General features: G+C 71.1%; 28 protein-coding genes. 20 read left to right on the top strand and 8 right to left on the bottom strand.

Translation table 11 applies throughout. The features are described from left to right. Positions 1-38: 38 nt before the first annotated feature. Positions 39-689, top strand: coding sequence for a TetR/AcrR family transcriptional regulator (locus V4F39_RS12135; protein WP_332289694.1), 651 nt, complete (start codon positions 39-41; stop codon positions 687-689). Here V4F39_RS12135 and V4F39_RS12140 read toward each other — a convergent pair. Then, positions 645-1337, bottom strand: a complete 693-nt coding sequence (locus V4F39_RS12140; protein ID WP_332289696.1) for a response regulator — start codon at positions 1335-1337, stop codon at positions 645-647. The genes V4F39_RS12135 and V4F39_RS12140 overlap by 45 nt on opposite strands. A gap of 150 nt (positions 1338-1487) precedes the next feature. Here V4F39_RS12140 and V4F39_RS12145 point away from each other — a divergent pair, with 150 nt between their 5' ends. The 9 genes from V4F39_RS12145 (at position 1488) to V4F39_RS12185 (ending at position 10308) form a co-directional block, all read left to right on the top strand. After that, the gene (locus V4F39_RS12145) at positions 1488-2459 is read left to right on the top strand and encodes a tripartite tricarboxylate transporter substrate binding protein (RefSeq protein WP_332289697.1); all 972 of its coding nucleotides are present in this window, start codon (positions 1488-1490) and stop codon (positions 2457-2459) included. 46 nt (positions 2460-2505) lie between these two features. Then, on the top strand, positions 2506-3669 hold the full coding sequence (locus V4F39_RS12150; protein WP_332289698.1) for a Gfo/Idh/MocA family protein: 1164 nt from the start codon (positions 2506-2508) through the stop codon (positions 3667-3669). 1 nt (position 3670) lies between these two features. Beyond that, positions 3671-4882 (top strand): dihydrodipicolinate synthase family protein, encoded by a 1212-nt coding sequence (locus V4F39_RS12155; RefSeq protein WP_332289699.1) that lies wholly within the window; start codon positions 3671-3673, stop codon positions 4880-4882. A gap of 4 nt (positions 4883-4886) precedes the next feature. Beyond that, complete coding sequence (locus V4F39_RS12160) at positions 4887-5753, top strand: sugar phosphate isomerase/epimerase family protein (protein WP_332289700.1); 867 nt, start codon at positions 4887-4889, stop codon at positions 5751-5753. 172 nt (positions 5754-5925) lie between these two features. Beyond that, on the top strand, positions 5926-6858 hold the full coding sequence (locus V4F39_RS12165) for a transglycosylase SLT domain-containing protein (RefSeq protein WP_332289701.1): 933 nt from the start codon (positions 5926-5928) through the stop codon (positions 6856-6858). 139 nt (positions 6859-6997) lie between these two features. Then, positions 6998-7891, top strand: a complete 894-nt coding sequence (locus V4F39_RS12170) for an amino acid ABC transporter substrate-binding protein (protein WP_332289702.1) — start codon at positions 6998-7000, stop codon at positions 7889-7891. A gap of 6 nt (positions 7892-7897) precedes the next feature. Then, positions 7898-8629 carry a cysteate racemase gene (gene cuyB, locus V4F39_RS12175; RefSeq protein WP_332289703.1) on the top strand — a complete coding sequence of 244 codons (732 nt, stop codon included), beginning with the start codon at positions 7898-7900 and terminating at the stop codon, positions 8627-8629. An 8-nt stretch (positions 8630-8637) separates the two neighbouring features. Further along, on the top strand, positions 8638-9927 hold the full coding sequence (locus V4F39_RS12180) for an FAD-dependent oxidoreductase (RefSeq protein WP_332289704.1): 1290 nt from the start codon (positions 8638-8640) through the stop codon (positions 9925-9927). 66 nt (positions 9928-9993) lie between these two features. Beyond that, positions 9994-10308, top strand: a complete 315-nt coding sequence (locus V4F39_RS12185; RefSeq protein WP_332289705.1) for a hypothetical protein — start codon at positions 9994-9996, stop codon at positions 10306-10308. Between the two features lie 5 nt (positions 10309-10313). Here V4F39_RS12185 and V4F39_RS12190 read toward each other — a convergent pair whose 3' ends face one another. From V4F39_RS12190 to V4F39_RS12200, 3 genes are read right to left on the bottom strand one after another with little or no spacing between them, the layout of a single operon-like run. Next, a complete protein-coding gene (locus V4F39_RS12190; RefSeq protein ID WP_332289706.1) occupies positions 10314-11204 on the bottom strand; it encodes a LysR family transcriptional regulator in 891 nt (296 codons plus the stop codon). An 11-nt stretch (positions 11205-11215) separates the two neighbouring features. Continuing rightward, positions 11216-12145: a response regulator transcription factor gene (locus V4F39_RS12195; protein ID WP_332289708.1), complete on the bottom strand. Its 930-nt coding sequence runs from the start codon at positions 12143-12145 to the stop codon at positions 11216-11218. Then, on the bottom strand, positions 12142-15726 hold the full coding sequence (locus tag V4F39_RS12200; protein ID WP_332289709.1) for an ATP-binding protein: 3585 nt from the start codon (positions 15724-15726) through the stop codon (positions 12142-12144). Before V4F39_RS12200 ends, V4F39_RS12195 begins: the two co-directional genes overlap by 4 nt. A 77-nt stretch (positions 15727-15803) precedes the next feature. Here V4F39_RS12200 and ureA point away from each other — a divergent pair, with 77 nt between their 5' ends. From ureA to V4F39_RS12225, 5 genes are all read left to right on the top strand, one after another. Further along, positions 15804-16106, top strand: coding sequence for an urease subunit gamma (ureA, locus tag V4F39_RS12205; protein ID WP_332289710.1), 303 nt, complete (start codon positions 15804-15806; stop codon positions 16104-16106). A 71-nt stretch (positions 16107-16177) separates the two neighbouring features. Further along, entirely contained in the window at positions 16178-16774 is a 597-nt protein-coding gene (locus V4F39_RS12210; RefSeq protein WP_332289711.1) for a HupE/UreJ family protein, read from the top strand. A 16-nt stretch (positions 16775-16790) separates the two neighbouring features. Continuing rightward, positions 16791-17096, top strand: a complete 306-nt coding sequence (locus V4F39_RS12215; protein ID WP_332289712.1) for an urease subunit beta — start codon at positions 16791-16793, stop codon at positions 17094-17096. A gap of 1 nt (position 17097) precedes the next feature. Continuing rightward, positions 17098-18825 carry an urease subunit alpha gene (gene ureC / locus V4F39_RS12220; protein ID WP_332289713.1) on the top strand — a complete coding sequence of 576 codons (1728 nt, stop codon included), beginning with the start codon at positions 17098-17100 and terminating at the stop codon, positions 18823-18825. A 49-nt stretch (positions 18826-18874) separates the two neighbouring features. Next, the gene (locus V4F39_RS12225) at positions 18875-20092 is read left to right on the top strand and encodes a VanZ family protein (RefSeq protein WP_332289714.1); all 1218 of its coding nucleotides are present in this window, start codon (positions 18875-18877) and stop codon (positions 20090-20092) included. A 27-nt stretch (positions 20093-20119) separates the two neighbouring features. Here V4F39_RS12225 and nadA read toward each other — a convergent pair whose 3' ends face one another. Both nadA and nadC read right to left on the bottom strand, forming a co-directional pair. After that, complete coding sequence (gene nadA, locus V4F39_RS12230) at positions 20120-21223, bottom strand: quinolinate synthase NadA (RefSeq protein ID WP_332289715.1); 1104 nt, start codon at positions 21221-21223, stop codon at positions 20120-20122. Continuing rightward, entirely contained in the window at positions 21223-22089 is an 867-nt protein-coding gene (gene nadC, locus V4F39_RS12235) for a carboxylating nicotinate-nucleotide diphosphorylase (RefSeq protein ID WP_332289716.1), read from the bottom strand. The genes nadA and nadC overlap by 1 nt, the downstream gene beginning before the upstream one ends. A gap of 204 nt (positions 22090-22293) precedes the next feature. Between nadC and ureE the strand changes: the two genes are divergently transcribed. The 4 genes from ureE (at position 22294) to lysM (ending at position 24839) form a co-directional block, all read left to right on the top strand. Further along, on the top strand, positions 22294-22875 hold the full coding sequence (gene ureE / locus V4F39_RS12240; protein WP_332289718.1) for an urease accessory protein UreE: 582 nt from the start codon (positions 22294-22296) through the stop codon (positions 22873-22875). 35 nt (positions 22876-22910) lie between these two features. Next, the gene (locus V4F39_RS12245) at positions 22911-23567 is read left to right on the top strand and encodes an urease accessory protein UreF (protein ID WP_332290545.1); all 657 of its coding nucleotides are present in this window, start codon (positions 22911-22913) and stop codon (positions 23565-23567) included. Between the two features lie 7 nt (positions 23568-23574). After that, positions 23575-24234 (top strand): urease accessory protein UreG, encoded by a 660-nt coding sequence (gene ureG, locus V4F39_RS12250; protein ID WP_332289719.1) that lies wholly within the window; start codon positions 23575-23577, stop codon positions 24232-24234. A 104-nt stretch (positions 24235-24338) separates the two neighbouring features. Then, positions 24339-24839: a peptidoglycan-binding protein LysM gene (lysM, locus tag V4F39_RS12255; protein ID WP_332289721.1), complete on the top strand. Its 501-nt coding sequence runs from the start codon at positions 24339-24341 to the stop codon at positions 24837-24839. A 66-nt stretch (positions 24840-24905) separates the two neighbouring features. On the opposite strand, the gene V4F39_RS12260 is transcribed toward lysM, so the two are convergent. Further along, positions 24906-25130 (bottom strand): (2Fe-2S)-binding protein, encoded by a 225-nt coding sequence (locus V4F39_RS12260; RefSeq protein WP_332289722.1) that lies wholly within the window; start codon positions 25128-25130, stop codon positions 24906-24908. A gap of 109 nt (positions 25131-25239) precedes the next feature. After that, positions 25240-25716 carry a bacterioferritin gene (bfr, locus tag V4F39_RS12265; protein ID WP_332289724.1) on the bottom strand — a complete coding sequence of 159 codons (477 nt, stop codon included), beginning with the start codon at positions 25714-25716 and terminating at the stop codon, positions 25240-25242. Between the two features lie 170 nt (positions 25717-25886). On the opposite strand from bfr, the gene corA reads away from it, so the two are divergent. Further along, a complete protein-coding gene (gene corA, locus V4F39_RS12270) occupies positions 25887-26855 on the top strand; it encodes a magnesium/cobalt transporter CorA (RefSeq protein ID WP_332289726.1) in 969 nt (322 codons plus the stop codon). Positions 26856-26895: the final 40 nt, after the last annotated feature.

Consider the following 26895-nt stretch of genomic DNA (forward strand, 5'->3'; position numbering starts at 1 on the left):
CGACACCCGTCAATTAACATTACAGTTAATTGAGAGCCATGAAGCCAGCAACCCCCGTCCCCGCCGACGAACGCCTGCGCGACGCGGAACGCTCGCAGGCCACGATCCTCGTGGCGGCGCGCGACGAGTTCGCCGAGTACGGCCTGGGCGGCGCGCGCGTGGACCGCATCGCCGAACGCGCCGGGCTCAACAAGCGGCTGATCTACTACTACTTCGTCGACAAGGAGCGCCTCTTCCAGGCGGTGCTGGAGCAGGCCTACCGGGACATCCGCGAGGAGGAGAAGCAGCTGCACCTGCTCGACCTGGCGCCGGCCGACGCCGTGCGCCGGCTGGTGGAGTTCACCTGGGACTACTACCTCGCGCACCCCGAGTTCCTGACGCTGCTCAACAGCGCCAACCTGCACCGCGCCCGGCACCTGGCGGACTCGCAGCGCGCGCGCGAGCTGAACTCGCCGCTGATCGCCACGCTGGGCGAGATCCTGGAACGGGGCCGGCGCGAAGGCAGCCTGCGCGGCGGCGTCGATCCGCTGCAGCTGTACGTGTCGATCGCGGGGATGGCGTATTTCTACCTGTCCAACAACTACACGCTGTCCGCGATCTTCGGCCGCGACCTGATGACGCCCAAGGCGCATCAGCAGCGCCTCTCACACATGTGCGACGTGATCCTGGGCTACGTGCTGGCCGACTGAGGACCGGGCGGCGATCAGCAGCGCGGCGCGGGCCACCAGCTCGTGGTCGACCCAGGGCTTGCGGAAGATGTCCGCAAGCCCGAGGCGGGCCGCGTCGAGGTCTGCCCGCAGCTCGTCGTTGCCGGTGATGGCGATGACCGGGATGGCCGCGGTCTTGCGGTCGCCCTTCAGGCGTTCGGCGAGCTCCAGGCCGCCCATGCGCGGCATCTCCAGGTCGGTGATCACCAGGTCGAAGGCGCCGCCGCGGACCGCCGGCAGCGCCTCCTGCCCGTCGCAGGCGAGCAGCACGCGGTAGCCCGCGCCCTCGAAGAGCTTGCGCAGCTTGGCACGCACGACCGCCGAGTCGTCGACCAGCATCAGCGCGGGGCGCCGCGCGGTGGCGAGGGCCGGGCGGGGCGGTGCGGGCGGCGCCACCGGCGGGGCCGCTTCGACGGCGGCGGCATCGGCCGCCGGGCGCGCGGCCGGCGGCACCATGGCCCCGCGCTGCGCAGCGGCGGGCGGCGCGCGGCGGGACTTCGCGGAGCGTCCCAGGCACAGTCCCCAGACCGCGAGCACCCCCGCCCCGGCCAGCAGCGCCAGCACGGACGGCGGCACAGCCTGCCAGGCGTGGACAAGCCACGGCGGAATCGGCAACAGATCGAAGCTCATGCCCCCCTATCGGCAGCATCGCCGCGCGCTTGAGCAGGCGCTGCGCCGCAAGGTCCCGGGTAACTACCGACGCGCCGACCCGCGACAGGCACAAAAGCCGTCACTAGAATCAATTCACCAATCAGTGAATTAGATTGCATGGAGACTCCGATGAACCCTGCCCGCCGCGCCGCCCTGGCGCTTTCGCTCGGCCTGCTCGCCGCCCTGCCCGCGGCTGCGCAGAACGGCTACCCCAGCAAGCCGATCCGCGTCGTCGTGCCATTCGCAGCCGGCAGCACGACGGACATCATCGCCAGGGCGATCACCGACAAGATGGGCGCCAGCCTGGGCCAGCAGCTCATCGTCGACAACCGCGGCGGCGCCAGCGGCACGATCGGCCAGGCGCTGGTGGCGCAGGCGGCACCCGACGGCTACACGATCCTGCTGCATTCCTCGTCGCACACCGTCAGCCCCTGGACCTTCGCGAAGCTGCCGTTCGACACGGTCTCCGACTTCGCCGGCATCACGCCGATCGCGTCGCTGGCCAACGTGATGGTGATCTCGCCGCAGAAGAACATCCGCTCGCTGCCCGAGTTGCTGGCGGCGGCACGCGCCAAGCCCGGCAGCTTCAACTTCGCCTCGGCGGGCCAGGGAAGTGCCACGCACCTCAACGCCGAGAAGTTCAAGCTCGCCGCGAAGATCGAAGCCACCAACATCCCGTTCAAGGGCTCCGCCGAGGCGGTCACCGAGGTGCTGGGCGGCCGCGTCGACTACTACTTCTCGCCCATCTCGCCGGTGATCGGCCAGATCAAGGAGGGCCAGCTGCTGGCGCTCGCCGTGGGCTCGCCCAAGCGCTCCGCCGCGCTGCCCGACGTGCCCACCACCGCCGAGGCCGGCGTGCCGGGCTCCGAGTTCAACTTCTGGATCGGGATGATGGTCCCGGCCAAGACCCCGCGCGACATCGTCCAGCGCCTGCACGACGAGGTCGTCAAGGCGCTCGCGTCGCCCGAGGTGAAGGACCGCTTCGCCAAGCTCGGTGCCGACGCCTGGACGCTGCAGCCCGAGCAGTTCGACGCCTACATCAAGGACGAGATCGCGAGCAACGCCAGGCTCGTCAAGGCCGCCGGCCTCTCGCCGCAGTAGGCCTGCGCCCCCGACCGCACACCTTCCCAGACAGGAGATCCCTTCCATGGCCACTCACAGGCTCGGCATCGTCATGCACGGCGTCACCGGACGCATGGGCATGAACCAGCACCTGATCCGTTCGATCGTCGCGATCCGCCAGCAAGGCGGCGTCACCCTCTCCAACGGCGACAAGGTGATGCCCGACCCGATCCTGATCGGCCGCAACGCCGAGAAGATCGAGGCGCTGGCCCGGGCCCACGGCATCGGCCGCTGGGGCACCAACCTCGACGCCGCGCTGGCCGACCGGAACGACACCGTGTTCTTCGACGCCGGCACCACGCAGATGCGCCCGCAGCTGCTCGCGCAGGCGCTGCGCGCGGGCAAGCACGTGTACTGCGAGAAGCCCATCGCCACCACGCTCGGCGAGGCGCTGGAGATCGCCCGGACGGCGCAGGCCTCGGGCCTGAAGCACGGCGCGGTGCAGGACAAGCTCTTCCTGCCCGGCCTGCGCAAGCTCGACATGCTGCGCCGCGCCGGCTTCTTCGGGCGCATGCTGAACGTGCGGCTGGACTTCGGCTACTGGGTGTTCGAGGGCGACCTGCAGCCCATCCAGCGCCCGAGCTGGAACTACCGCAAGGAAGACGGCGGCGGGATGATCCTCGACATGATGTGCCACTGGCGCTACGTGCTGGACAACCTGTTCGGCCAGGTGAAGAGCATCTCGTGCATCGGCGCCACGCACATCCCCACGCGCTGGGACGAGGCCGGCAAGCCGTACGACGCGACGGCCGACGACGCCGCCTACGGCACCGCGGAGCTGGTCGGCCACAATGGCGAGCCGGTGATCGCGCAGCTCACGATGAGCTGGGCCACCCGTGTGCGCCGCGACGACCTGGTGACCTTCCATGTCGACGGCACGCACGGCTCGGCGGTGGCCGGCCTCACCGACTGCCGCGCCCAGTCGCGCGTGAACACGCCGCGGCCGGTGTGGAACCCCGACGTGAAGCAGACCATGCCGTTCTTCGACCAGTGGCAGGAGGTGCCCGACACGCAGGTCTACGACAACGGCTTCAAGATCCAGTGGGAGCACTTCATCCGCCACGTGGTGGAGGACGCGCCCTACCAGTGGACGCTGCCCGAAGGCGCCAAGGGCGTGCAGCTCGTGGAGGCCGCGCTCAAGAGCTGGAAGGACCGCCGCTGGGTCGACGTGCCCGCGCTGGACCTCTGACATGGCAGCCCTGACCCTGCGGCTGCCCACCGCGTCGGGCGCGCCGCAGCCCTATGCGCTGCGCGGCACGGCCCCGGTGCACCCCGCACGTGGCACCTCCTTCAACCGCATCGCCTATTCCGCGGCGCACGTCGTGGCCGATCCGCTCGCGTCCATCGACCCCTGGCTGCAATGCGCCGTCGACTGGGACGCCACCATCGCCTACCGCCAGCGGCTGTGGTCGCTCGGCCTCGGGGTGGCCGAGGCGATGGACACCGCGCAGCGGGGCATGGGGCTCGACTGGCCCACCTCGCTGGAGCTGATCCGCCGCAGCCTCGACGCCGCGAAGGACCACCCCGGCGCGCTGGTGGCGTCGGGCTGCGGCACCGACCACCTGGCGCTCGACGAGGTGAAGAGCGTCGACGACGTGATCCGCGGCTACGAGGAGCAGATGGCGGCCATCGAGGCGCTGGGCGGCCGGCTGATCGTGATGGCCAGCCGCGCGCTGGCCCGCGTCGCGAAGGGCCCGGCCGATTACGAGCGCGTGTACGACCGCATCCTGTCCCAGGCGCGCCAGCCGGTGGTGCTGCACTGGCTGGGCGACATGTTCGACCCGGCGCTGGCCGGCTACTGGGGCACGGCCGACGTCGCCGCGGCCATGGACACCGCGCTCGGCATCATCGCCGCCCACCCGGACAAGGTCGACGGCATCAAGATCTCGCTGCTCGACAAGGACAAGGAGATCGCGATGCGCCGCCGCCTGCCCGCCACCGGCGGCGCCGACGGCCGGGGCGTGCGCATGTACACCGGCGACGACTTCAACTACGCCGAGCTGATCGCCGGCGACGGCTTCGGCAGCGCGCCGGTGCACGGCCGCAGCGACGCGCTGCTCGGGATCTTCGACGCCATCGCGCCGGCCGCCAGCGCCGCGCTGGGCGCGCTGGCCGAAGGCGACGAGGCGCGCTTCCACGCCATCCTGGGGCCGACGGTGCCGCTGTCGCGCCACATCTTCGCGGCGCCCACGCGCTTCTACAAGACGGGCGTGGTGTTCATGGCCTGGCTCAACGGCCACCAGAGCCATTTCACGATGGTCGGCGGCCAGCAGAGCACCCGCTCGCTGCAGCACCTCGCCGAGCTGTTCCGGCTCGCCGACGCCGCCAACCTGCTGGGGCAGCCCGACCTGGCCGTGCAGCGCATGAAGACGCTGCTGGCCCTGCACGGCATCGAGGGCTGAGGGCATGCGCGACTTCTCCAACGACCACGCCTGGCTGTCGATCAACACCGCCACGGTGCGCAGGCAGTGGGCGCTCGACCGCATCATCGACGAGTGCGCCCGGCGCGGCATCCGCGCGATCAGCCCCTGGCGCGACCAGGTGGCGGCCACCGGCCTCGAGCGCGTGGCGCGGCAACTGCGCGAGCACGGCATCGGCCTGTCGGGCTACTGCCGCGGCGGCTTCTACCCTGCGCCCGACGCCGCCGGGCTGCGCGCCGCGCTGGACGACAACCGCCGGGCGATCGACGAGGCGAAGACGCTCGGCGCGCCCTGCCTGGTGCTGGTCGTCGGCTCCCTGCCGGGCGCGCTCGACGGCCGAGCGCACTACACCGACCTCGCCCGCGCGCGCGGCGAGGTGCGCGACGGCATCGCCGCGTCGCTCGAACATGCACGCGCCGCCGGGATGCCGCTCGCAATCGAGCCGTTGCACCCGATGCAGGCCGCCGAGCGCGCCTGCATCAACACGCTGGAGCAGGCGCTGGACGTCTGCGACGAGCTCGACCCCGCGCGCAGCGGCGCGCTCGGCGTCGCGCTGGACGCGTACCACGTCTGGTGGGATCCGAAGCTGCAGCAGCAGATCGCCCGTGCCGGCCGCGAGCGGCTGCTCGCTTTCCATGTGTGCGACTGGCTCACACCCACGCGGGACCTGCTCAACGACCGCGGGATGATGGGCGACGGGGTGATCGAGTTGAAAAAACTGCGTGGCTGGGTGGAAGACGCAGGTTACGCCGGATTCAGCGAAGTAGAGATCTTTTCGGAGCAGGACTGGTGGCAGCGGCCCGGCGAAGAGGTGCTGGACACCTGCATCGCCCGGCACCGCAGCGTGGTGTAGGGCGTGGCGCCGGCGCTGCAGTGCCGGCGTGAAGGATGTCCCGGCGCGCCCGTCAAGCCCGCCATCCCCCGGAGGTCGGGGTCGACAGGGTCGGGGGATGGGCATCGAATACCCGGCCCGTCGACTCGTTCCTCCCGCCGTGCCGCTTCCCACGCCCTGCCGCCCGACCACCTTGCGCCGCACCCTGCATGCGGGGCTGGCCGCTGCCGCGATGACGGCGGCCACGGCCGGCGCGGTGGTGCAACAGGCGCCGGCGGCCGGTGGCCATGCCGAGATGACGGCGATGCTGCGCAGCGACGCGCAGCGCCACGAAATCGGCAACGGCGTCGCGCGGGATCCGGCCTTCGCCGCGGCCCTCTACTGCCGGGCCGCCAAGCTCGGCGATGCCGAGTCGCAATTCCACCTCGGCTGGATGTACGCCAACGCCCGAGGCGTCGAGCGCCACGACGGCTGGGCCGCCTACTTCTTCGAGGCCGCCGCGGCGCAGGGCGTGCCGCAGGCGCCCAACATGCTGCGCTTGCTGGGGGGCGCGTCCCCCGAGCAGCCCGACTGCCTGCGCGAGCCCTCGCGGCCGGCCGATCCCGCGGCGCTGGCGGTGGCCGACGCCGCCGCCGCGGCCGCGGAGGCCGCCGAGCGGCTGAAGGCCACGGCGCCCAAGCCCATCGTCGACATGGTGATGAAGCTGGCGCCGGAATTCGACGTCCACCCGGGCTTGGCCCTGGCGATCATCAAGGCCGAGTCCAACTTCGACACCCAGGCCCTCTCCCCGAAGAACGCGATGGGCCTGATGCAGCTCATCCCCGAGACGGCCGAGCGCTTCGCGGTGAAGAATCCTTTCGACGCGCGGCAGAACATCCGCGGCGGCCTGGCCTACCTGCGCTGGCTGCTCGCCTATTTCGAAGGCGACGTCAGCCTGGTGGCGGCCGCCTACAACGCCGGCGAAGGCACGGTCGAGCGCTTCCAGGGCGTACCACCGTACAACGAGACACGCGCCTACGTGCGCCGCGTGCTGGGCCTGGCCGGCATGCCGGCCCACCCGTTCGACGCCCGCATCACCCAGCCGTCGGCGAAGCTGCAGAAACTCCGCACGCCGCGGCAGCCCTGACCGCCCGGCAGCCTGGCGGCCTCCATAAGCGAGCCTTATGGGGACGGGGCAAATCACGATGACACACCCGCGTGCGCATCCCTAGGATGAGGCCTCCTGTTCCACCTTGCCGGCTGCCGGCACCGAAAGGACCTCCCGCATGCACACCCCGTCCCGCCTGGTCTTCACCCTCGCCGCCGCCGTGCTCTGCGGCTCCGCAGGCGCCCAGACGCCGCTCACGCTCGACAAGGTCAAGGCCAGCGGCTCGATGACCGTGGCCTACCGCGATTCCTCCGTGCCCTTCTCCTACCTGGGCGGCGAAGGGCAGCCCGTGGGCTTCGGCTGGGAGATCTGCCAGCGCGTGGTGGGCGAGGTGAAGAAGGCGACCGGCCGCGCGGACCTGAAGGTCGCCACGCAGGCCGTGACCTCGGCCAACCGCATCCCGCTGCTGCAGAACGGCACCATCGACATCGAGTGCGGCTCCACCACGAACAACAGCGACCGCGGCAAGCAGGTGTCGTTCGCGATCAACTACTTCTATACCGGCACGCGCTTCCTGGTGAAGGCCGACTCGGGCATCAAGTCGCTGGCCGACCTGAAGGGCAAGAAGGTGGTCTCGACCACGGGCACCACCAACTTCCAGCTGCTGCGCAAGCTCAACACCGAGCAGAACCTCGGCTTTGAGCTGCTGGGCGCGAAGGACCACGCGGAATCCGCCCTGATGGTGCAGACAGGCCGCGCCGATGCCTTCGGCATGGACGACATCCTGCTGTACGGCCTGCGGGCCGGCGCGCAGAACCCGGCGGCGCTGGCGGTCGTGGGCGAGGCGCTGCAGGTCGAGCCCTACGCGATCATGGTGCGCAAGGACGATGCGCCGTTCAAGAAGCTGGTCGACGACACGCTGGCCGGCATGATGAAGAGCGGCGAGTTCGAGACGCTGTACCGCAAGTGGTTCGAGTCGCCGATCCCGCCCAAGGGCATCAACCTGGGCGCGCCGCTGAGCAAGGAGCTCGCGGACAACATCAAGGCGCTCTCCGACAAGCCGGCGCTCTGAACGGCCATGCAGCACGGCGAAGGCCTGGGGGTGGTGGGCGTGCTCGGCGGCATGGGGCCGCTCGCCACGATCGACTTCATGCACAAGATGCTGAAGGCGACGCCGGCAGCCTCCGACCAGGAGCACGTGCCGGTGGTCGTGAGCTCCATCCCGCAGGTGGCCGACCGCACCGCCGCCTTCCGCGGCGAGGGCGCCTCGCCGCTGGCCGCGATGGTGGCCAGCGGCCGCCGGCTGGTCGAGGCCGGCGCGGGCCTGGTAGTGATGCCCTGCAACACCGCGCACCTGTGGTGGGACGAGCTCGGCCCCGCGCTCGGCCTGCCGATGCTGCACCTGGTGGATGCCGCTTTGGCCGAGGTGGTCGACCGGGCGGGCGCCGGCGCGCGGGTCGGCCTGCTGGCCACCGATGCCACCATCGCCTCGGGCCTCTACCCCAACCGCACGCCGCCGGGCAGCGGGCTGCAGTGGCTGCTGCCCACGGCCGGCGAGATGCTGCAGCACGTGATGCCGGGCATCGCCGCGGTCAAGGCGGGCGACCTGCCGACAGGCCGCGCGCTGCTCGGCCAGGCCGCGGACGCGCTGGCCCGGCGCGGCGCGCAGGCGCTGCTGCTGGGCTGCACCGAGATCCCCCTTGTCATCGACGCCGACAGCGCGCCGCTGCCCGTGATCGACGCCACCGGCGCGCTGGCGCGCCGTGCGGTGGCCTGGTCGCTCGCGCAGCGCGCCCCGCTGGCGGCCTGAGGACCCCTATGCACGCTTCTCCCGCGGCCCCCGCGCCGCACCGCCGCGCCTGCGTGATCGGCGCCGGCATCGTCGGTGCCGCCACCGCCCAGGCGCTGGCCGAGCGCGGCTGGCAGGTCACGCTGGTCGACGCGCACGGCCATCCCGGACAGGGCGAGAGCCTGGGCAACGGTGCGCAGCTCAGCTACAGCTACGTCGAGCCGCTGGCCACGCCCGATGCGCTGCGCGCGCTGCCGCGCTGGCTGCTCTCGGCCGACAGCCCCCTGCGCTGGCACCCACAGCCCCGCTGGAGCCACGTGCGCTGGCTGGCCGACTTCATCACCGCCTGCCGCTGGCGCACGGTGCGCAGCACGAGCGAGTCGCTGCTGTCGCTCGCCGCGGAAAGCCGGCGCACCCTCCACCGCTGGCTGGCGGCGGTGCCGGGCGGCGCCGCCGAGACGCTGCACGCGCGCCCGGGCAAGCTGGTCATCTATCGCAAGCCGGAGGCCCGCGCCGCGGTGCAGCGCCAGCTCGCCTGGCAGCGCGACTGGGGCTGCGAGCAGTCGCTCGTCGAGGCCGCCGAATGCCGGCGGCTCGAGCCCGCGCTGGCCGCCACCGGCGGCGGGCCGATCGGCTTCGGCGTCTGGACACCCAGCGAGGAGGTGATCGACGCCGCCCGCCTCGCGGCGCTGCTGGCCCGCAGCAGCGGCGCCACGCTGCGCCTGGGCCAGCCGGTGCAGGCGCTGCTGCGCGACGCGGGCGGCCGGGTCTGCGGTGCCCGGCTGGCCACCGGCGAGACTCTCGAGGCCGACACCGTCGTGCTCGCCGCGGGCCCGGGCACGGTGGCGCTGATGCGGCCGCTGGGCGGCCAGCCGCCGATCGAGCCGATCAAGGGCTACAGCGTCACGCTGCCGATCGTCGACGCCGCCGCGGCGCCCCGGGCGAGCATCACCGACAACGGCCGCAAGCTGGTGCATGCGCGGCTGGGCGACACGCTGCGCGTGGCCGGCTTCGCCGAGCTGCGCGGCATGAACCGCGCGATGGACCACCGCCGCATCGAGGCCCTGTGCCAGGCCGTGCGCGAGACCTTCCCCGGCGCCTGCCGCTTCGACGACCCGCAACCCTGGACCGGCCTGCGCCCCGCCACGCCCAGCGGCCGGCCCCAGGTGGGCCCGACCCGCTGGCCCGGACTGTGGCTCAACGCCGGCCACGGGGCGCTGGGCCTCACGCTGTCCTGCGGGAGCGCCACCCTGCTCGCCGACCTGATGGACGGGCGCCAGCCCGCCCTCCCGTCCCGGCCGTTTGCCGTCACGGCCTGACGGGGCCGTCCGCGGCCGCTTATCGGCCGATCGGGCGCCCCGCCCCGCGGCAAGATGCACCGCACCATGCCACGTGTCCTGATGCTGCGCGCCGATGCGCCCGCCAAGCCCCGGCCCGGCGCGCCGTGCAACGGTTGCGGCGTCTGCTGCGCCGAGGAGCCCTGCCCGGTCGGCATGCTGCTGAGCCGGCGGCGCCGGGGGCGCTGCAAGGCGCTGGCCTGGCAGGCGGGGCGCTATGTGTGCACGCTCGTCAGCACGCCGCAGCGCTACCTGCCGGCGGGCACCCGCTGGGCCGCCCCGCTGCTCGGGCGCTACCTGCGCCGGCTGATCGCCGCGGGACGCGGCTGCGACAGCCACGCGCTCGCCGAACCCGGCCGCTGAGCCGCTCAGGCCGCGGCCGCCGCGGCGGCGCCGAAGGCCTCGATGAAGTCGGCCACCGGCTGCGGCGACCGCAGGCCCTGCGGCAGCAGCGCCTTCACTTCCACCGGCACCTCCGGCAGCAGCGTGCGCACGTGCAGCGTGCGGCTGCGGCTGTCGTGCGCGGTGAACGAGTCGATGATGGCCGGCCCGAAGCCCTGCTCCGCCAGCAGCATCGCGATGTGGTGCGTCTGCACCGTGATGCCCGGCGGCGGGGTGTGGCCCAGGCGGGTCCACTGGTCCGCCAGCATCGCGCCGACGGGGTCGCGTTCGTCGATGCGGATGATGGGCGTGCGCACCACGTCCTCCAGCGCGACGGTGCTGCGCCGGTCCGCCCCGCGCTCGCCCTGCGGCGTGACGCACACCAGCCGGCCCACGGCCACGCGCTCCTCGTGCAGGGCCGGGTGCGACAGGCTGCCGTAGACGATGCCGACGTCCCCCTCCTGCAGCGCGATCGAGCGTGCGATCTCGCGGGTGTGCTGGGTCTGGATCGACACCGGCCGGTTCGGGTGCCGCCGCCGGAAGCGCTTGAGCGCCGCCGGCAGCACGTGCACCGCGAGCGACGGCACGATCAGGATGCGCAGCTCGCTGTTCTCGCCCCCGCCCAGCGCGGCCGCGATGCGGCGCACCGACTCGAGCTGCGACATCAGCCGCTGCACCTCCGGGTACAGCGCCTGCGCCTCGCGCGTGGGCACGAGGCGGTTGCGCTGCCGCGTGAAGAGCGCATAGCCCAGCTGCAGCTCCGCATGCTGCAGCGCCTGCGTGACGGCGGGCTGCGTCACGTGCAGCAGCCGCGCCGCGGCACTGGCGCTGCCGGTGAGCATGATGGCGTTGAAGACTTCGATGTGCTTGAGGCGCATGCGATGGGTGGTCAGCGGCCGAGCTGCCGCACGCGCTGGATGGCGAGCGCCGCCGCCGCGGTGCGAGTTTCGACGCCGAGTTTCTCGTACACCCGCTCGAGGTGCTTCTTCACGGTGGCGGCGCTGGCGCCGAGGATGTCACCGACGTCGCGGTTGGTCTTGCCCTTGACGACCCAGTACAGCACCTCGGCCTCGCGCGCGGTGAGCTTGAAGGCCAGCATCATCGCCTCGAGCATCGCCGCATCGTCGGCCTCGCGCAGCACGATCAGCCACTCGTCGTCGTCGGTGCTCTCGTGCAGCGTGAAGTGCAGGCGGCGCGCCCCCTGAACGATGGCGCCGGCCTGCGAGCCGTCGCCCACCGCCCCCTGCGCCACCTGCTGCCGCACCCAGTCGAGCAGCGGCGGCGGCGTCCAGGGGCTGTCGCCGCCGAACCAGGACTGCAGCATCTGCCGCGCCAGCGCCGTCTGCCAGACCAGCCGGCCGTCGCCCGCGCGCACCACCAGCGTGGCGTGGCCGAAGGCGTCGAGCGCGTTGCGCGCCTGGTGCGCCTGCCGAGCGTTGTTGACGTGCACCGCCAGGCGGGCCAGCACCTCGCGCGGGCGGATCGGCTTGGTGACGTAGTCGACGCCGCCGGCCGCGAAGGCCGCCACCACATGCTCGGTGTCGGTGAGCCCGGTCATGAAGACGATGGGGATCGCGGCGGTCTGCGGGTCGGCCTTCAGCCGGCGCGCGACCTCGAAGCCGTCCATGCCGGGCATCACCGCGTCGAGCAGCACGATGTCGGGCACGGCCTGCGCGGCGCGCTGCAGCGCGCCTTCGCCGTGGGTGGCGACGAGCACGGTGTAGCCGCTCTCGTCGAGCGCGTCGTGCAGCATCGACAGGTTGTCGGGCTGGTCGTCAACGATCAGCACGATGTCGGTGGCGGTGCGGTCGAAGGTCATGGATCCCCCGTTACCGAGGCGTCGGCGGGCCGGGCGTCCGGCGTGGCGGCCGTGCCCGCCAGGGCCTCCCGCAGCGCAGCGTGCATCGCGTCGAGCTGGAAGCCCTGCGCCAGCGCCCGCAGGCGCGAGACGAAGCGCCGCGTCGCGGCATCACCCGCCTCGATCTCGTCGAGCTTGCGCACGATGCCGCGCACATAGCCCAGGCTCACCAGCTCGTCGAGCGCCTCGAGCTGATCGCGGGGCGGCAGCCGCCCGGTCGCCGCCGGGCCGCCGGCCCCCGCCTCCCGGGACGGCGGCGCGGCCGGCGCGTGGGTCCACTGCAGCGCCAGCCGCCGCCCGAGCCAGTCGAGCAGCTCGGGCACCCGCACCGGCTTCACGATGAAGTCCTCGGGCGCGATGCCCACGTCGTTCTCCAGCCCCTTGTCGAACGCGTTGGCCGAGACGATGGCCGCCGGCGCGGCGCTCAGGCCCTGCGCGCGCAGCCGGCGCAGCGTCTCCCAGCCGTCGATGCCCGGCATCGCCAGGTCCATCAGGATCGCGTCGGGCGCCACGGCGGCCACCCGCGCCAGCGCCTCCTCGCCCGATGCCGCATGCACCACCTCGAAGCCCAGCGGCTCCAGCACGCTCGCGAGGAAGCCGCGGTCCACTTCCTCGTTGTCGACCGCCAGCACCCGCCGCCGCGGGCCCGCATAGCCGGTGCGCCGCTGCTGCACCTGCGCCGTGGCCGCCTGCTCCGCCCGCAGCTCCGGCAGGAAGAGCCGGATCGTGAACTTGGTGCCCACGCCGAGCTGGCTCTTGACCGTCATCTCGCCGCCCATCAGGTCGGTGAGCATCTTCGCGATGGTCAGGCCCAGGCCGGTACCGCCGCTGGCCGACATGCCGGCCGCCGAGCCGCGCATGAAAGGCTCGAACGCCCGGTCCAGCTCGTCGTCGCTCATGCCGGGGCCGGAATCCTCGATCTCGAAGCGCGCCAGCTCGCGGGCCCAGCCCACGCGGAAGGCCACCCGCCCCTGCGAGGTGAACTTCACCGCGTTGCCGAGCACGTTGATCAGGATCTGCCGCAGCCGCTTCTCGTCGGCGCGCACCACCTGCGGCAGCGTGTCGGCGATCTCGGGCTCGAACGCGATGCCCTTGCCCTCGGCCTGCAGCTCGAACAGCCGGGCCAGCTCGTGCACGGTTTCCCGGAAGCGCATCGGCTGCGGCTGCAGCGCGAACTTGCCGCTCTCAATGCGGGCGATGTCCAGCGTGCCCTCGATCAGGCCCAGCAGGTGGTCGCCGCCGCGCCGGATCACGCCCACCGCGCGCCTGCGGTGCTCGGGCATGGCCTCGTCCTCCTCCAGCAGCTGCGCATAGCCGAGGATGCTGTTGAGCGGCGTGCGCAGCTCGTGGCTGATGGTGGTGATGTAGCGGCTCTTGGCCTGGTTGGCCGCGTCGGCGGCGCGCTTGGCCTCCTGCAGCGCGGCGTCGGTGCGGCGGTGCGACTCGGCCTCGCGCTGCAGCGCCTGCGTCTGCTGGTGCAGCGCCTGGGTCTGGCGGTTCGACTCCTCCTGCGCGACCTGGCGGCTCTTGTGCGTCAGCACCAGCCACCAGGCCACGATGCCCGACGCCAGCAGCAGCGCGGCGAACGCCTTGACGAAGCCCAGCTTGAGCGCCGGCTGCAGCTCAGCGGTGACACCCGCTTCGCCCAGCAGCCGCATCTCGTGCAGGTAGAGCGCGCCGAAGAGCAGCGCCAGCAGCGGCACCACCACCAGCATCACCATCAGGTAGTGGCCCAGGCCGGAGTCGATCGAGGGCCACAGCACGCGCGGCATCAGCTTGCGCAGCAGCGTCGCCCACTGCGCCGCCAGGCGCGCGTCGGGCTTGCACAAGTCGTCGCAGCGCGCGTCGAGCGAGCAGCACAGCGAGCAGATCGGCCCCTGGTAGGCCGGGCAGTGCGCCATGTCGTCGTGCTCGTACTCGCGCTCGCAGATGCAGCAGCGCTGCAGCCCGTAGGCGGCCAGCGCGCGCGGCCGGCCGGCCGCGCCGGATGCGCGTGCGATGCGGAAGACACGCCGGCCGGGCTGCGCCGGCGGCGGCGGGCCTGCGCCGTCGTGGCGTGCCAGGTAGTAGCGCCCGCCGGTCGCCCAGGCGATCAGCGGCGCGCAGACGAAGGCCGTGACCATCGCGATGACCGCCGAGAAGGCCTGCGCCAGCTCGCCGAAGGCCCCCATGTGCGCCGCCACCGAGAGCACCGAGGCCGCGCCCATCGCGCCCACGCCCACCGGGTTGACGTCGTACAGGTACGCGCGCTTGAACTCGATGCCGCGCGGGCTCCAGCCCATCGGCTTGTTGACCACCAGGTCGGCCACCACGGCCATCATCCAGCTGATGGCGATGTTGGAGTACAGGCCCAGCACGTGGCCCAGGGCCTGGAACACGTCCAGCTCCATCAGCATCAGCGCGATGAGCGTGTTGAACACCACCCACACCACGCGCCCCGGGTGGCTGTGCGTGAGCCGCGCGAAGAAGTTGGACCACGCGAGCGAGCCCGCGTAGGCGTTGGTGACGTTGATCTTGAGCTGCGAGATCACCACGAACAGCGCCGTGGCCGCCACCGCCCAGCCGTAGTGCGGAAACACCAGGTTCCACGCGTTCACGTACATCTGGTTCGGGTCGACCGCCCGCTCGGCCGGCACCATGTGCGAGATGGCGATGTACGCGAGCAGGCAGCCCGCCAGCATCTTCACCACCCCCAGCACCACCCAGCCCGGCCCGCCCACCAGCACGCCCGCCCACCAGCGCACGCGCTGCCGGCGGCTGGCGGGCTCGGGCATGAAGCGCAGGTAGTCGGCCTGCTCGCCCATCTGCGTGATGAGCGCGATGCCCACCGTCAGCGCCGCGCCGAAGCCGAGCAGGCTGAAGCGGGGCGTGTCGTTCTCGCCGCCATAGCCGGCCAGCTCGTTCAGCACGCCGGGGTATTCGCGGAACACGTAGACGAAGGGCAGCACCAGCATCAGCAGCCACAGCGGCTGCGTCCACATCTGCAGGCGGCTGATCGTCGTGACGCCGTGGGTCACGAGGGGGATGACGACCAGCGCGCAGATCAGGTAGCCCCAGGCCGGCGGGATGTCGAACGCCAGGTCGAGCGCGTAGGCCATCACCGCGGCCTCGAGCGCGAAGAAGATGAAGGTGAAGCTCGCGTAGATGAGCGAGGTGAGCGTGGAGCCGATGTAGCCGAAGCCCGCACCGCGGGTGAGCAGGTCCATGTCGACGCCGTAGCGCGCGGCGTAGATGCTGATCGGCAGGCCGGCCGCGAAGATGATGAGCCCGGTGAAGAGGATCGCCCAGAAGGCGTTGGCGAAGCCGTACTGCACCAGCAGCGTGGCACCCACGGCTTCCAGCACCAGGAACGACGCGGCGCCGAAGGCGGTGTTTGCCACGCGCCATTCGGACCACTTGCGGAACGAGCGCGCGGTGAAGCGCAGCGCGTAGTCCTCCATGGTCTCGCTGCCGACCCAGCTGTTGTAGTCGCGCCGGACCTTGACGACACGCTGCGGCGCGTCGTTGGGGGCCGCGCGCTGAGGTGTCAATCCTTCCAACATGATCCGGACACATCAAGAACCGCACCACCGCCGCATGCGCCGCCCAAGGTGGCATTCATCCTGCTGGAGCGCCCCCCATGGAACTCACGCCCCGCGAGAAGGACAAGCTCCTGATCTTCACCGCCGCGCTGCTGGCGGAACGCCGCAAAGCCCGCGGCCTCAAGCTCAACTACCCCGAGGCGGTGGCGCTGATCAGCGCCGCCATCATGGAAGGCGCACGCGACGGCAAGACCGTGGCGGCGCTGATGAGCGAGGGCAAGACGGTGCTGTCGCGTGCCGACGTGATGGACGGCGTGCCCGAAATGATCCCCGAGATCCAGATCGAGGCCACCTTCCCCGACGGCACCAAGTTGGTGACAGTGCACCAACCCATTGCATGACGGTGCGGCTTTGCGGCATCTTGCACCATTCGAGTGCGACCCCTTGAACGTTCCCCTTTGAAGGACGCCCGATGACTTTCCGCCCCTCTCCTGCCGGCCGCGCCGGCCTGGCCGCCCTGGCGGCCGCCCTGCCCCTGGCCGCTGCGGCCCACGTGGGCGCCGACGGCGCAGCCCACCATGGCTTCGCCAGCGGCTGGCTGCACCCGTTCACCGGGATCGACCACCTCGTCGCGATGCTCGCCGTCGGCGTGTGGAGCGCGGTGAGTGCGCCGCGCGTCGGCGGCATGGCCTACGCCCGCGGTCCGCTGGCCTTCGCGGCGCTGCTGCTCGCCGGGTCGCTGCTCGGCGCGGCGGGCCTGGCGCTGCCCGCCGTCGAGCCGATGATCGCGGCTTCGCTGCTGGTGCTGGGGCTGCTGGTCGCGCTGCGGCCCTCGCTGCCGCCGGCGGCGGGCGTGGCGCTGGTCGGCGTCTTCGCGCTGTTCCACGGCGGCGCGCACGGCGTCGAACTCTCCGGCGTGGCCGCCCTCGCCGGCATGGTGCTGGCCACGGCGCTGCTGCATGCGGCCGGCCTGGCCATCGGGCACGCCGCGCGCACGCGCAGCGTGTGGTTCACGCGGCTGGCCGGCGGCGCGGCGACGCTCTTCGGCGCCGGCCTGTTCTTCACCTGACCCGGAGCGCCTGCCGATGATCCCCGGAGAACTCTTCACCGACGACGGCGAGCACGCGCTCAACCCCGGCCGCCGCACCATCACGCTGGTGGTCGAGAACGGTGCCGACCGGCCGATCCAGGTCGGCTCCCACTACCACTTCGCCGAGACCAACGGCGCCCTGCAGTTCGACCGCGACGCCGCGCGCGGCATGCGGCTGAACATCGCGCCGGGTACCGCAGTGCGCTTCGAGCCGGGCCAGCAGCGCACGGTGGAACTGGTCGACTACGCCGGCAAGCGGGAGGTCTACGGCTTCCGCGGCCTGGTCCAAGGGAAACTTTGACATGGCCAAGATCGGAAGACGCGCCTACGCCGAGATGTTCGGCCCCACCGTCGGAGACCGGCTGCGGCTGGCCGACACCGAGCTGGTCATCGAGGTCGAGCAGGACTACACCCTCGCGGCCGGCGGCCACGGCGAAGAGGTGAAGTTCGGCGGCGGCAAGGTGATCCGCGACGGCATGGGCCAGAGCCAGGTGCCCAACGGCCCGGGCGCCCACGAGGCGATGGACTGCGTGGTCACCAACGCGCTCATCCTCGACCACTGGGGCATCGTGAAGGCCGACATCGGCATCAAGGGCTGCCGCATCGCCGCCATCGGCAAGGCCGGCAACCCCGACGTGCAGCCCGGCGTGGACATCATCATCGGCCCCGGCACCGAGGTGATCGCCGGCGAAGGCATGATCGTCACGGCCGGGGCGATCGACAGCCACATCCACTTCATCTGCCCGCAGCAGATCGAGGAAGCGCTGATGAGCGGCGTGACCACGATGATCGGCGGCGGCACGGGCCCGGCCACCGGCACGCTGGCCACCACCTGCACGCCCGGCCCGGAGAACATGAAGCGCATGCTGCAGGCCGCCGACGCGTTCCCGATGAACCTCGGCTTCTTCGGCAAGGGCAACGCGAGCCGCCCCGAGGCGCTGAGCCAGCAGGCCGAGGCCGGCGCCATCGGCCTGAAGCTGCACGAGGACTGGGGCACGACGCCGTCGGCGATCGACTGCTGCCTGGGCGTGGCGGAAGAGACCGACATCCAGGTCGCGATCCATTCCGACACGCTGAACGAGTCGGGCTTCGTCGAGAACACCATCGCCGCGACCCGAGGCCGCACCCTCTGCGCCTTCCACACCGAGGGCGCTGGCGGCGGCCACGCGCCGGACATCCTGCGCGTGGTGGGCGAGAGCAACTTCCTGCCCTCGTCGACCAACCCGACGATGCCGTACACCGTCAACACGGTCGACGAGCACCTCGACATGCTGATGGTGTGCCACCACCTCGACGCGTCGATCGCCGAGGACCTGGCCTTCGCCGAAAGCCGCATCCGCCGCGAGACGATCGCGGCCGAGGACATCCTGCACGACCTCGGGGCGATCAGCATGTTCAGCTCCGACAGCCAGGCCATGGGCCGCGTCGGCGAGGTGCCGCTGCGCTGCTGGCAGACCGCGCACAAGATGAAGGTGCAGCGCGGCACGCTGCCGGGCGACTCGCAGCGCAACGACAACACGCGCGTCAAGCGCTACATCGCCAAGCTCACGATCAACCCGGCGATCGCGCACGGCGTGAGCCACGAAGTGGGCTCGATCGAGGTGGGCAAATGGGCCGACCTCGTCTTCTGGCGGCCTGCCTTCTTCGGCGTGAAGCCCAGCCTGATCCTGAAGGGCGGCTTCATCGCGGCGGCCGCGATGGGTGACCCGAACGCCTCGATCCCGACGCCGCAGCCGGTGCACTACCGGCCGATGTTCGGCAGCTACGGCGGCGCGCTGGCGCGCACCTCGCTCACCTTCGTCAGCACAGCGGCCCTCGCGAACGGCGCGGCCGAGAGCTACGGCCTGCACAAGACGCTGTCGGCGGTGAGGGGCTGCCGCGGCGTGACCAAGGCCAGCATGGTGCACAACGGCCTGACGCCGGCGATGGAGATCGATCCGCAGACCTACACGGTGCACGCCGACGGCGAACTGCTGGTGTGCGAGCCCGCCCAGGTGCTGCCGATGGCGCAGCGATACTTCCTCTTCTGAAGCGGCCCGCAAGCCCACCGCGGTCGGTGGGCGGCCGCCAGCGCCCCCCGTGCCGCAGCCTCCGCACCGCCCCCGTCCCGCCTCGCGTCCGGCCCGCAGCGCCGCCCTGACGGGCCGGCAGCTGCTGGCGCTGCTGCTGGTGCTGTGCCTGGCGCTGCTGAGCTACGGCTCGTTCTACCCGTTCAACTTCACCGTGCCGGACTCGCTGGCCGGCGACGTGCAGGCCCTGCTGGCCGACCGCACGCTCTACACCTCGCGCGGCGACGTGCTGGGCAACATCGCGCTGTTCCTGCCCGTCGGGGTGCTGGCGATGGCGGCCGCCGCGCCGCGGCGCCACCGGCTGGCCTGCGCGGTGGCCATCGTGGTCGCCGGCACGGCCTTCGCGTTCCTGGTGCAGCTGCTGCAGGTGTTCTTCCCGCCGCGGGCGCCGTCGATGGCCGACACGGTCTGGAACGGCGCCGGCACGCTGCTGGGCGTGCTGGCGGCGCCGACCTTCGGTGCGTGGGCCGCGCGCTTCCACACGCCCGAGGCCCCGGTCGCACCGCAGCGTTGGGCCGCCGGCGGGCTGGTCGCGCTGTGGGTGCTGACGCAGCTCTTCCCGCTCGTGCCGTCGCTCGACTGGCAGCTGCTGAAGGACCATCTGAAGGCGGTGCTCGCCGACCCCTGGCCGGCACCGGTCGCGACGCTCTTCACGCTGGCGCGGGTGATGGCGGTGGGCTGCCTGCTGGCGGCGGTATGGCAGCGCGCGCCCGCCACGCCGCGCCGCTTCGCGCTGCTGCTGGCGCTGCTGCTGGCGGGCAAGCTGTTCATCGACGGACAGCGCATCGCATCGCACCAGCTGCTGGGTTTTCCGCTGGGCTTCTTGCTGTGGTGGGGGCTGTGGTCGCGCCGGCCGGCACGCATGGACCTCGCCGTGCTCTTCGTGCTGCTGGCCGGGTACACGCTGGAGGCCTTGTCGCCGTTCGAGCTGGCGCCCGTGCCCTCGGAGCTGCACGTGCTGCCGTTCGCGGCCCTGCTCGAGGGCTCGATGCTGGTCAACACCTGGTCGATGACGGAATCGTTCTTCGTCTACGGCGCGCTGCTCTGGCTGGCGCAGCGCGAACGCATGCCGCTGCGCGCGAGCTGCCTCACGCTGGCGGCCTGGGTCGGCCTGCTGGAGCTGGCGCAGTGCTGGATCGCCGGGCGCACGGCCGACCTGACCTCGGTGCTGCTGGTGCTCGCCCTCGGGGGCGCGATGCACCTGTTTGCCGCGCGCGGCAGGCGCTGAGGCGCGCCCCTCCCCCGTCGGGGCCGCTCAGGCGGCGCCGATGTTCGGCACCAGGTCGCCCGGGCGGTGGCCGTTCTTCAGCGCGGCGGTGAAAGCCAGCATGCGGTCGATCGGCTGGCGCGCGCGCAAGCCGAGCGCCGGGTCGATCTGGATCTCCTGTGCGCCCGTCTCCAGCACGTGCGCCACGTTGGCCAGCCCATTCATCGCCATCCAGGGGCAATGCGCGCAGCTCTTGCAGGTGGCGCTGTTGCCGGCCGTGGGGGCCTCGATGAAGCGCTTGCCGGGATTGAGCGCACGCAGCTTGTGCATCAGGCCGTTGTCGGTGGCGACGATGAAGGTCTCGGCCTGCAGTTCGCGCGCCGCCTTCAGCAGGCCGGAGGTGGAGCCCACCGCATCGGCCACGGCCACCACGCCGGCCGGCGACTCGGGGTGCACCAGCACCTTGGCGCCGGGGTGTTCCTGCCTCAGGGCCAGCAGCTCGTCGGCCTTGAACTCGTCGTGCACGATGCAGGAGCCCGTCCAGAACACCATGTCCGCGCCGGTCTCGCGCTGGACGTAGCCGCCCAGGTGCTTGTCGGGCGCCCATAGGATCTTCTGGCCGGCGGCATGCAGCGCCTGCACGATCTCCAGCGCGCAGCTCGAGGTCACGACCCAGTCGGCCCGCGCCTTCACGGCGGCGCTGGTGTTGGCGTAGACGACGACGGTGTGGTCCGGGTGCGCATCGCAGAACGCGCCGAATTCGTCGATCGGGCAGCCGAGGTCGAGCGAGCAGGTGGCGTCGAGGTCGGGCATCAGCACACGCTTGCCGGGCGACAGGATCTTGGCCGTCTCGCCCATGAAGCGCACGCCCGCCACCACCAGCGTGCGGGCCGGATGATCGCGGCCGAAGCGCGCCATCTCGAGGGAATCGCTGACCAGGCCGCCGGTTTCCTCGGCCAGGTCCTGCAGGTCGGGGTGCACGTAGTAGTGCGCCACCAGCACCGCGTCGCGCTCCTCGAGCAGCCGGCGGATGCGCTGCTTGAGTTCGGTCCGCTGGTGCGGCGCCGGCTCCACCGGCACGCGCGCCCACGCGTGGCGGGTGCTGCAGGCGGGCTGCTCGTATTCGACCTCGATCACTTCCGACGCACTCATCAAACTTCCTGAAGCCGCATGGAAAAGTCGATCGCCTTCACGTCCTTCGTGAGGCCACCGATGGAGATGCGGTCGACGCCGGTTTCGGCCAGCGCACGCACGCGATCAAAAGTGACACCGCCCGAGATCTCGAGGATCGCGCGGCCGTGGTTGAGGCGCACCGCCTCGTGCAGCGTGGGCAGGTCCATGTTGTCGAGCAGGACCATGCGCGCGCCGGCGGCCAGCGCCTCTTCGAGCTGGGCCAGCGTCTCGACCTCGATCTCGACGAACCGTGCCTGCGCCGCGACCTCGGCCGCACGGCGCAGCACCGCGGTGACGCCGCCGGCGGCCGCGATGTGGTTCTCCTTGATCAGCACCGCGTCGAACAGGCCGATGCGGTGGTTGGTGCCGCCGCCGGTCCTCACCGCGTACTTCTGGGCGAGGCGCAGGCCGGGCAGCGTCTTGCGGGTGTCGACGATCTGCGCACGGGTGCCGCGCACGGCCTCGACGTAGGCCGCGGTCTTGGTCGCGACCGCGCTCAGCAGCTGCAGGAAGTTGAGCGCCGTGCGTTCCGCGCTCAGCAGCACGCGCGCCGCGCCCTCGGCCTCGAACACCACCTGGTCGGCTGCGCAGCGCGCGCCCTCGGGCACGCGCCATTCGACGCCGATGCCGGGATCGAGCTGCCGCAGCGTGGCCTCCACCCAGGGCGCGCCGCAGATCACCGCGGGCTCGCGGGCCAGCACCCGCACGCGGGCGCGGCGCTGGGGATCGATCAGGCCGGCGGTCAGGTCGCCGTTGCGCAGGTCTTCCTGCAAGGCCCGCGCCGCATCGGCACGGGCCAGGTCAGCCACCTCGGCGGCGGACCCTTCGAAGGTCTCTGTCGTCATCGTTCTGGCACTCGGCCGTGTCGGCCCCGTCTCTTGGCCGCGGCGATTATCCGCCGAGCTTGGGCGGGGCCTGCGCACGGGCTGCGGCGGCCGACGCCGAACTCGCAAAAGGCCGGCCGCGCGCGCCGGCGGGAATGCCATCGGGTTGCATCGCCGGGGCTGACCGCCATGGTATTTTCGACAGTCGTCTTACGGATGCCCGCGATGCTCACCATCAACAAACTCATGCCGCAAGGCCGTGGCCTCGCCGCGGTGCTGCTCCAACGCGCCGCCAGCGTCGACCTCGACTGGGACGTTCGCCAGAAAAGCCGCTTCGACGCCACCGACTCGACCGGGCGCACGCTGGGCATCTTCCTGCCACGGGGCACGGTGGTGCGCGGCGGCGACGTGCTGGTGGCGGAGGACGGCTCCCTGGTGCGCGTCAATGCCGCGCCGCAGCCGGTGCTGGTGGTGCGCCACTGCGCCGACCACGGGACGCCGTTCGACCTGATGCGCGCCGCCTACCACCTGGGCAACCGGCACGTGCAACTCGAGTTGCAGGCCGATCACCTCAAGCTCGAACCCGACCACGTGCTGGCCGCCATGCTGCGCTCGATGCACCTGATCGTCAGCGAGGCGAATGCGCCCTTCGAACCGGAAGGCGGCGCCTATGCGGCCGGCGGGCATGGACATGGCCACGTTCACCAGCACGAGCGCGAGCACGAGCACGGGCACGGGCACCACGGACACGATCAAGGACATGCCGGGTGTGGCCACGACCACGGCCCCGGCGGCCATTCGCATTGAACGCCGACCTCCCGCCCGGGGCACTGCTGCAGCTGATGTGGCTCGCCTCGCCGGCCCTGCCGGTGGGCGGCTTCAGCTATTCGGAAGGCCTGGAAGCGGCGGTCGACAGCGGCGCCGTGGGCAACGAAGCACAGGCGCGCGCATGGCTGTGCAGCCAGCTGGAACTGGCGCTGGGCCGGGCCGATCTTCCCGTCGTGGCCCAGGCTTTCGGCGCCTGGCAGCAGGCCGACGCCGACCGCATCGGCGCACTGAACGACTGGGTGCGGCAGACGCGCGAAACGAGCGAACTGCGCCAGCAGACCGAACAGATGGGCCGCTCGCTCGTCGAGTGGCTGCGCAACAGCGATGCGCGGGACGACCCGCGGCTGGCCGTGCTGGCCGCCCTGGCGCCGGCGCCCACCTGGCCGGTGGCCTTCGCGCTGGCCGCCGCACGCAGCGGCGCGCCGCTGGCATCGGCCTTGCTCGCCCATGCCTTCGGCTGGGCCGAGAACATGGTGCAGGCCGCGTTGAAGGCCGTGCCGCTCGGCCAGAGCGCCGGCCAGCGCATCCTGCAGGCGCTGAACGAGCGCATCCCCGCGGTGGTCGAACACGCAATGGCCTGCACCGACGGACAGCGCCAGTCATTCACGCCGATGCTGGCGATCCTCTCGGCCCGGCACGAAACGCAATATTCCCGCCTTTTCAGATCGTGAGCACCCGATGACCACCTCCCTGCACGCCCTGGCCCGCCGTACCAAGAAGCTCCCACCGCTGCGCGTGGGCGTGGGCGGACCCGTCGGTTCCGGCAAGACCACGCTGGTCGAGATGCTGTGCAAGACGATGCGCGAGCGCTGGGACCTGGTCGTCGTCACCAACGACATCTACACCAAGGAAGACCAGCGGCTGCTCACCGTGGCCGGCGCGCTGGAGCCCGAGCGCATCGTCGGCGTCGAGACTGGCGGCTGCCCGCACACCGCGATCCGCGAGGATGCGTCGATCAACCTCGAAGCGGTCGACCGCATGCTGGAGAAGTTCCCGGACGCCGACATCGTGTTCATCGAGTCGGGCGGCGACAACCTGGCCGCCACCTTCAGCCCGGAACTGAGCGACCTCACGATCTACGTGATCGACGTCGCCGCGGGCGAGAAGATTCCCCGCAAGGGCGGGCCGGGCATCACCAAGAGCGACCTGTTCGTCATCAACAAGACGGACCTTGCGCCTTACGTCGGCGCAGACCTGTCTGTGATGGAAGCCGACACACGCCGCATGCGGCCGAACCGGCCCTTCGTGATGACGAACCTGCGCACCCGCGACGGACTGGCGGAGGTGATCGACTTCATCGAGACCAAGGGGTTGTTGCGCCCACCGTCACAGACCTGATTGCAAACGTGACATACGACGCCGGGCGTTTGCGAGAGGTGGCGGACGGCGGTCGCACGGCCTAGGATGCGCACCCCACCCCCCCATCCCCTCAGGAGGTCCCCATGGGTCTGATGTCGTTCATCAAGGAAGCCGGCGAAAAGCTGCTGGGCATCGGTGACGCGAAGGCCGCGCAGCCCGCTGCGCAAGCCCCGTCCGCCGAGAACGTCGCCGCGCTGAATGAAAAAGCCGCCGCGGCGATCGTCGCCTACATCCGGGCGCAAGGCCTGCCCACCGAGGGCGTGTCGGTCGCGTTCGATGGCGCCAACGCCACGGTCACGGTCTCCGGCACCGTCGCCGACCAGGCCACGAAGGAGAAGATCCTGCTGTGCTGCGGGAATGTGCAGCACGTGGCGAAGGTAAACGACGAGCTGACCGTGGCGGCCGCAGAGCCGGCATCGCAGTGGTACACGGTAGTCAGCGGCGACAACCTGTCGAAGATCGCCAAGCAGTTCTACGGCAACCCGAACAAGTACCCCGTGATCTTCGAGGCCAACAAGCCCATGCTGACCCACCCGGACAAGATCTACCCCGGCCAGATGCTGCGCATCCCGCCTGCGGCCTGACCGCGGTTGCACATCGCAAAACGAAGGGCGGCCCGCAGGCCGCCCTTTTTTTCCGCCGTCGCGGACCTACGCGACCGCTGCCCGCTCGCGGTGGATCTGGATCACGTGCACCGCGGCCGGCAAGGCTGCCGCACGTGCATCGTCGAACACCTGGCGGGCGCATTCTTCGCAGCAGCCGCAGTTGCGGGCGAGGCAGGTGTCGTCCTGCAGCGTCTCGAAATCATCCACGCCTTCACGCACGGCGCGTTGGATGTCGCGGTCGGAGATCCGGTGGCAGAGGCAGACGATCATGGCGGCAGCATCAGTGGGCTGCCGCAAGTCTACATCGAATGCGAATACTTCTCGTTTGTAAACACCTGCGAATCGGGGGCTTATTTCCCCTGACTTGCCAAGCGGCGCGTCAGCCGATCTCGCCGACGCCGAGCTGCAGGTAGTTCTGCTCGCCGATCTTGTCGACCAGGTCGAGCTGCGTCTCGATGTGGTCGATGTGCTCCTCGGTGTCCTCGAGGATGTCCTCGAGCAGTTCGCGCGACACGTAGTCACGCACCGTTTCGCAATAGGCGATGGCTTCCTTCAGCAGCGTGTGCGACCCCTTCTCGATCTGCAGGTCGCAGCGCAGGATCTCGATGGCGTTCTCGCCGATCAGCAGCTTGCCCAGGTCCTGCAGGTTGGGCAGGCCCTCGATGACGAGGATGCGGTCCATCAGGCGGTCCGCGTGCTTCATCTCCTCGATCGACTCTTCGTATTCCTTCTTCGCCAGCTTCTCGAAGCCCCAGTTCTTCAGCATCCGGTAGTGCAGGAAGTACTGGTTGATGGCGGTCAGCTCGTTCTTGAGCTGGGCGTTCAGGTACTCGAGAACCTTCGGGTCGCCTTGCATGATGTTGTCCTTGTGATCGAGCAAGGCGCGATTGTGCTCGCCCACTTCTGGTTCACAAACCCTCCGCCCGTCAAGCCCCCAGGCGACTGCTCGGGCTGCGAATCATTTGCAGGGGCCGGCCAGCGCGGTGCGGCGCTACAGTGCCGGCCTCACCGTGCGAGGCCGCCGCCATGCTCATCAACTGTGTCGTCTACCAGGACGGCAAGAAGCTCGCCGACATCGACGTCGACGCGATCAGCGATTACGTGATCCGGGAAGACTGCTTCGTCTGGGTCGCCCTGCTGGACGCCACCGATGCGGAACTCAAGCAGATGCAGCACGAGTTCGGCCTGCACGAACTGGCCGTGGAGGATGCCCGCCACGGGCACCAGCGTCCGAAGGTGGAGGAGTACGGCGACACCGTCTTCGCCGTGATGCACACCGTCGAGATCGACGACGCCTGCGAGCTGCATGTGGGCGAGGTCGACGTGTTCGTGGGCCCGAACTTCGTGCTGTCGGTGCGCAACCGCAGCCAGCAGGGCTTCCTGGGCGTGCGGGGGCGGGCCGAGCGCGAATCGCACCTGCTGCGCCACGGCGCGGGCTTCGTGTTCTATGCGTTGATGGACGCGGTGGTGGACCGCTACTTCCCCGTGATCGACCGGCTGGAAACCGAACTGGAGGAGATCGAGTCGCACATCTTCGACCGCGGCAAGGGCCGGGCCAATATCGAACGGCTGTACGGGCTGAAGCAGCGCATCCTCGTCGTCAAGCACGCCGTCGCGCCGCTGATGGAAGCGTCCGGCAAGCTCAGCAGCGGCCGGGTGCCCCGTGTCTGCGACAACAGCCGCGAGTACTTCCGCGACGTCTACGACCACCTGACCCGCATCAACACCACGCTGGACACGCTGCGCGAAACCATCGCCACGGCGATCCAGGTCAACCTGTCGATGGTCACGATCGAGGAGTCCGAGGTCACCAAGCGGCTGGCGGCCTGGGCGGGCATCTTCGCCGTGGCGACCGCCTTCGTCGGCGTCTGGGGCATGAACTTCGAGAACATGCCAGAGTTGAAGTGGACCTGGGGCTATCCCGCCGCACTGGGCGTGATCGTGAGCGCCTGCGCGATCGTGGCCTGGCGGTTCCGGCGCGCGGGCTGGCTGTAGACCGGAAACCCTCGCGCTCCGGCGCCTGGTGGGGCGCCAC

Source organism: Aquincola agrisoli (genome assembly GCF_036621135.1).
GTDB lineage: Bacteria > Pseudomonadota > Gammaproteobacteria > Burkholderiales > Burkholderiaceae_C > Aquincola > Aquincola agrisoli.

Excerpts from the sequence above, each read along its gene's own strand:
- V4F39_RS12135 (WP_332289694.1), top strand. The coding sequence starts at position 39 with ATGAAGCCAGCAACCCCCGTCCCCGCCGACGAACGCCTGCGCGACGCG.
- V4F39_RS12140 (WP_332289696.1), bottom strand. The coding sequence starts at position 1,337 with ATGAGCTTCGATCTGTTGCCGATTCCGCCGTGGCTTGTCCACGCCTGG.
- V4F39_RS12145 (WP_332289697.1), top strand. The coding sequence starts at position 1,488 with ATGAACCCTGCCCGCCGCGCCGCCCTGGCGCTTTCGCTCGGCCTGCTC.
- V4F39_RS12150 (WP_332289698.1), top strand. The coding sequence starts at position 2,506 with ATGGCCACTCACAGGCTCGGCATCGTCATGCACGGCGTCACCGGACGC.
- V4F39_RS12155 (WP_332289699.1), top strand. The coding sequence starts at position 3,671 with ATGGCAGCCCTGACCCTGCGGCTGCCCACCGCGTCGGGCGCGCCGCAG.
- V4F39_RS12160 (WP_332289700.1), top strand. The coding sequence starts at position 4,887 with ATGCGCGACTTCTCCAACGACCACGCCTGGCTGTCGATCAACACCGCC.
- V4F39_RS12170 (WP_332289702.1), top strand. The coding sequence starts at position 6,998 with ATGCACACCCCGTCCCGCCTGGTCTTCACCCTCGCCGCCGCCGTGCTC.
- cuyB (WP_332289703.1), top strand. The coding sequence starts at position 7,898 with ATGCAGCACGGCGAAGGCCTGGGGGTGGTGGGCGTGCTCGGCGGCATG.
- V4F39_RS12180 (WP_332289704.1), top strand. The coding sequence starts at position 8,638 with ATGCACGCTTCTCCCGCGGCCCCCGCGCCGCACCGCCGCGCCTGCGTG.
- V4F39_RS12185 (WP_332289705.1), top strand. The coding sequence starts at position 9,994 with ATGCCACGTGTCCTGATGCTGCGCGCCGATGCGCCCGCCAAGCCCCGG.
- V4F39_RS12190 (WP_332289706.1), bottom strand. The coding sequence starts at position 11,204 with ATGCGCCTCAAGCACATCGAAGTCTTCAACGCCATCATGCTCACCGGC.
- V4F39_RS12195 (WP_332289708.1), bottom strand. The coding sequence starts at position 12,145 with ATGACCTTCGACCGCACCGCCACCGACATCGTGCTGATCGTTGACGAC.
- V4F39_RS12200 (WP_332289709.1), bottom strand. The coding sequence starts at position 15,726 with ATGTTGGAAGGATTGACACCTCAGCGCGCGGCCCCCAACGACGCGCCG.
- ureA (WP_332289710.1), top strand. The coding sequence starts at position 15,804 with ATGGAACTCACGCCCCGCGAGAAGGACAAGCTCCTGATCTTCACCGCC.
- V4F39_RS12210 (WP_332289711.1), top strand. The coding sequence starts at position 16,178 with ATGACTTTCCGCCCCTCTCCTGCCGGCCGCGCCGGCCTGGCCGCCCTG.
- V4F39_RS12215 (WP_332289712.1), top strand. The coding sequence starts at position 16,791 with ATGATCCCCGGAGAACTCTTCACCGACGACGGCGAGCACGCGCTCAAC.
- ureC (WP_332289713.1), top strand. The coding sequence starts at position 17,098 with ATGGCCAAGATCGGAAGACGCGCCTACGCCGAGATGTTCGGCCCCACC.
- nadA (WP_332289715.1), bottom strand. The coding sequence starts at position 21,223 with ATGAGTGCGTCGGAAGTGATCGAGGTCGAATACGAGCAGCCCGCCTGC.
- nadC (WP_332289716.1), bottom strand. The coding sequence starts at position 22,089 with ATGACGACAGAGACCTTCGAAGGGTCCGCCGCCGAGGTGGCTGACCTG.
- ureE (WP_332289718.1), top strand. The coding sequence starts at position 22,294 with ATGCTCACCATCAACAAACTCATGCCGCAAGGCCGTGGCCTCGCCGCG.
- V4F39_RS12245 (WP_332290545.1), top strand. The coding sequence starts at position 22,911 with ATGTGGCTCGCCTCGCCGGCCCTGCCGGTGGGCGGCTTCAGCTATTCG.
- ureG (WP_332289719.1), top strand. The coding sequence starts at position 23,575 with ATGACCACCTCCCTGCACGCCCTGGCCCGCCGTACCAAGAAGCTCCCA.
- lysM (WP_332289721.1), top strand. The coding sequence starts at position 24,339 with ATGGGTCTGATGTCGTTCATCAAGGAAGCCGGCGAAAAGCTGCTGGGC.
- V4F39_RS12260 (WP_332289722.1), bottom strand. The coding sequence starts at position 25,130 with ATGATCGTCTGCCTCTGCCACCGGATCTCCGACCGCGACATCCAACGC.
- bfr (WP_332289724.1), bottom strand. The coding sequence starts at position 25,716 with ATGCAAGGCGACCCGAAGGTTCTCGAGTACCTGAACGCCCAGCTCAAG.
- corA (WP_332289726.1), top strand. The coding sequence starts at position 25,887 with ATGCTCATCAACTGTGTCGTCTACCAGGACGGCAAGAAGCTCGCCGAC.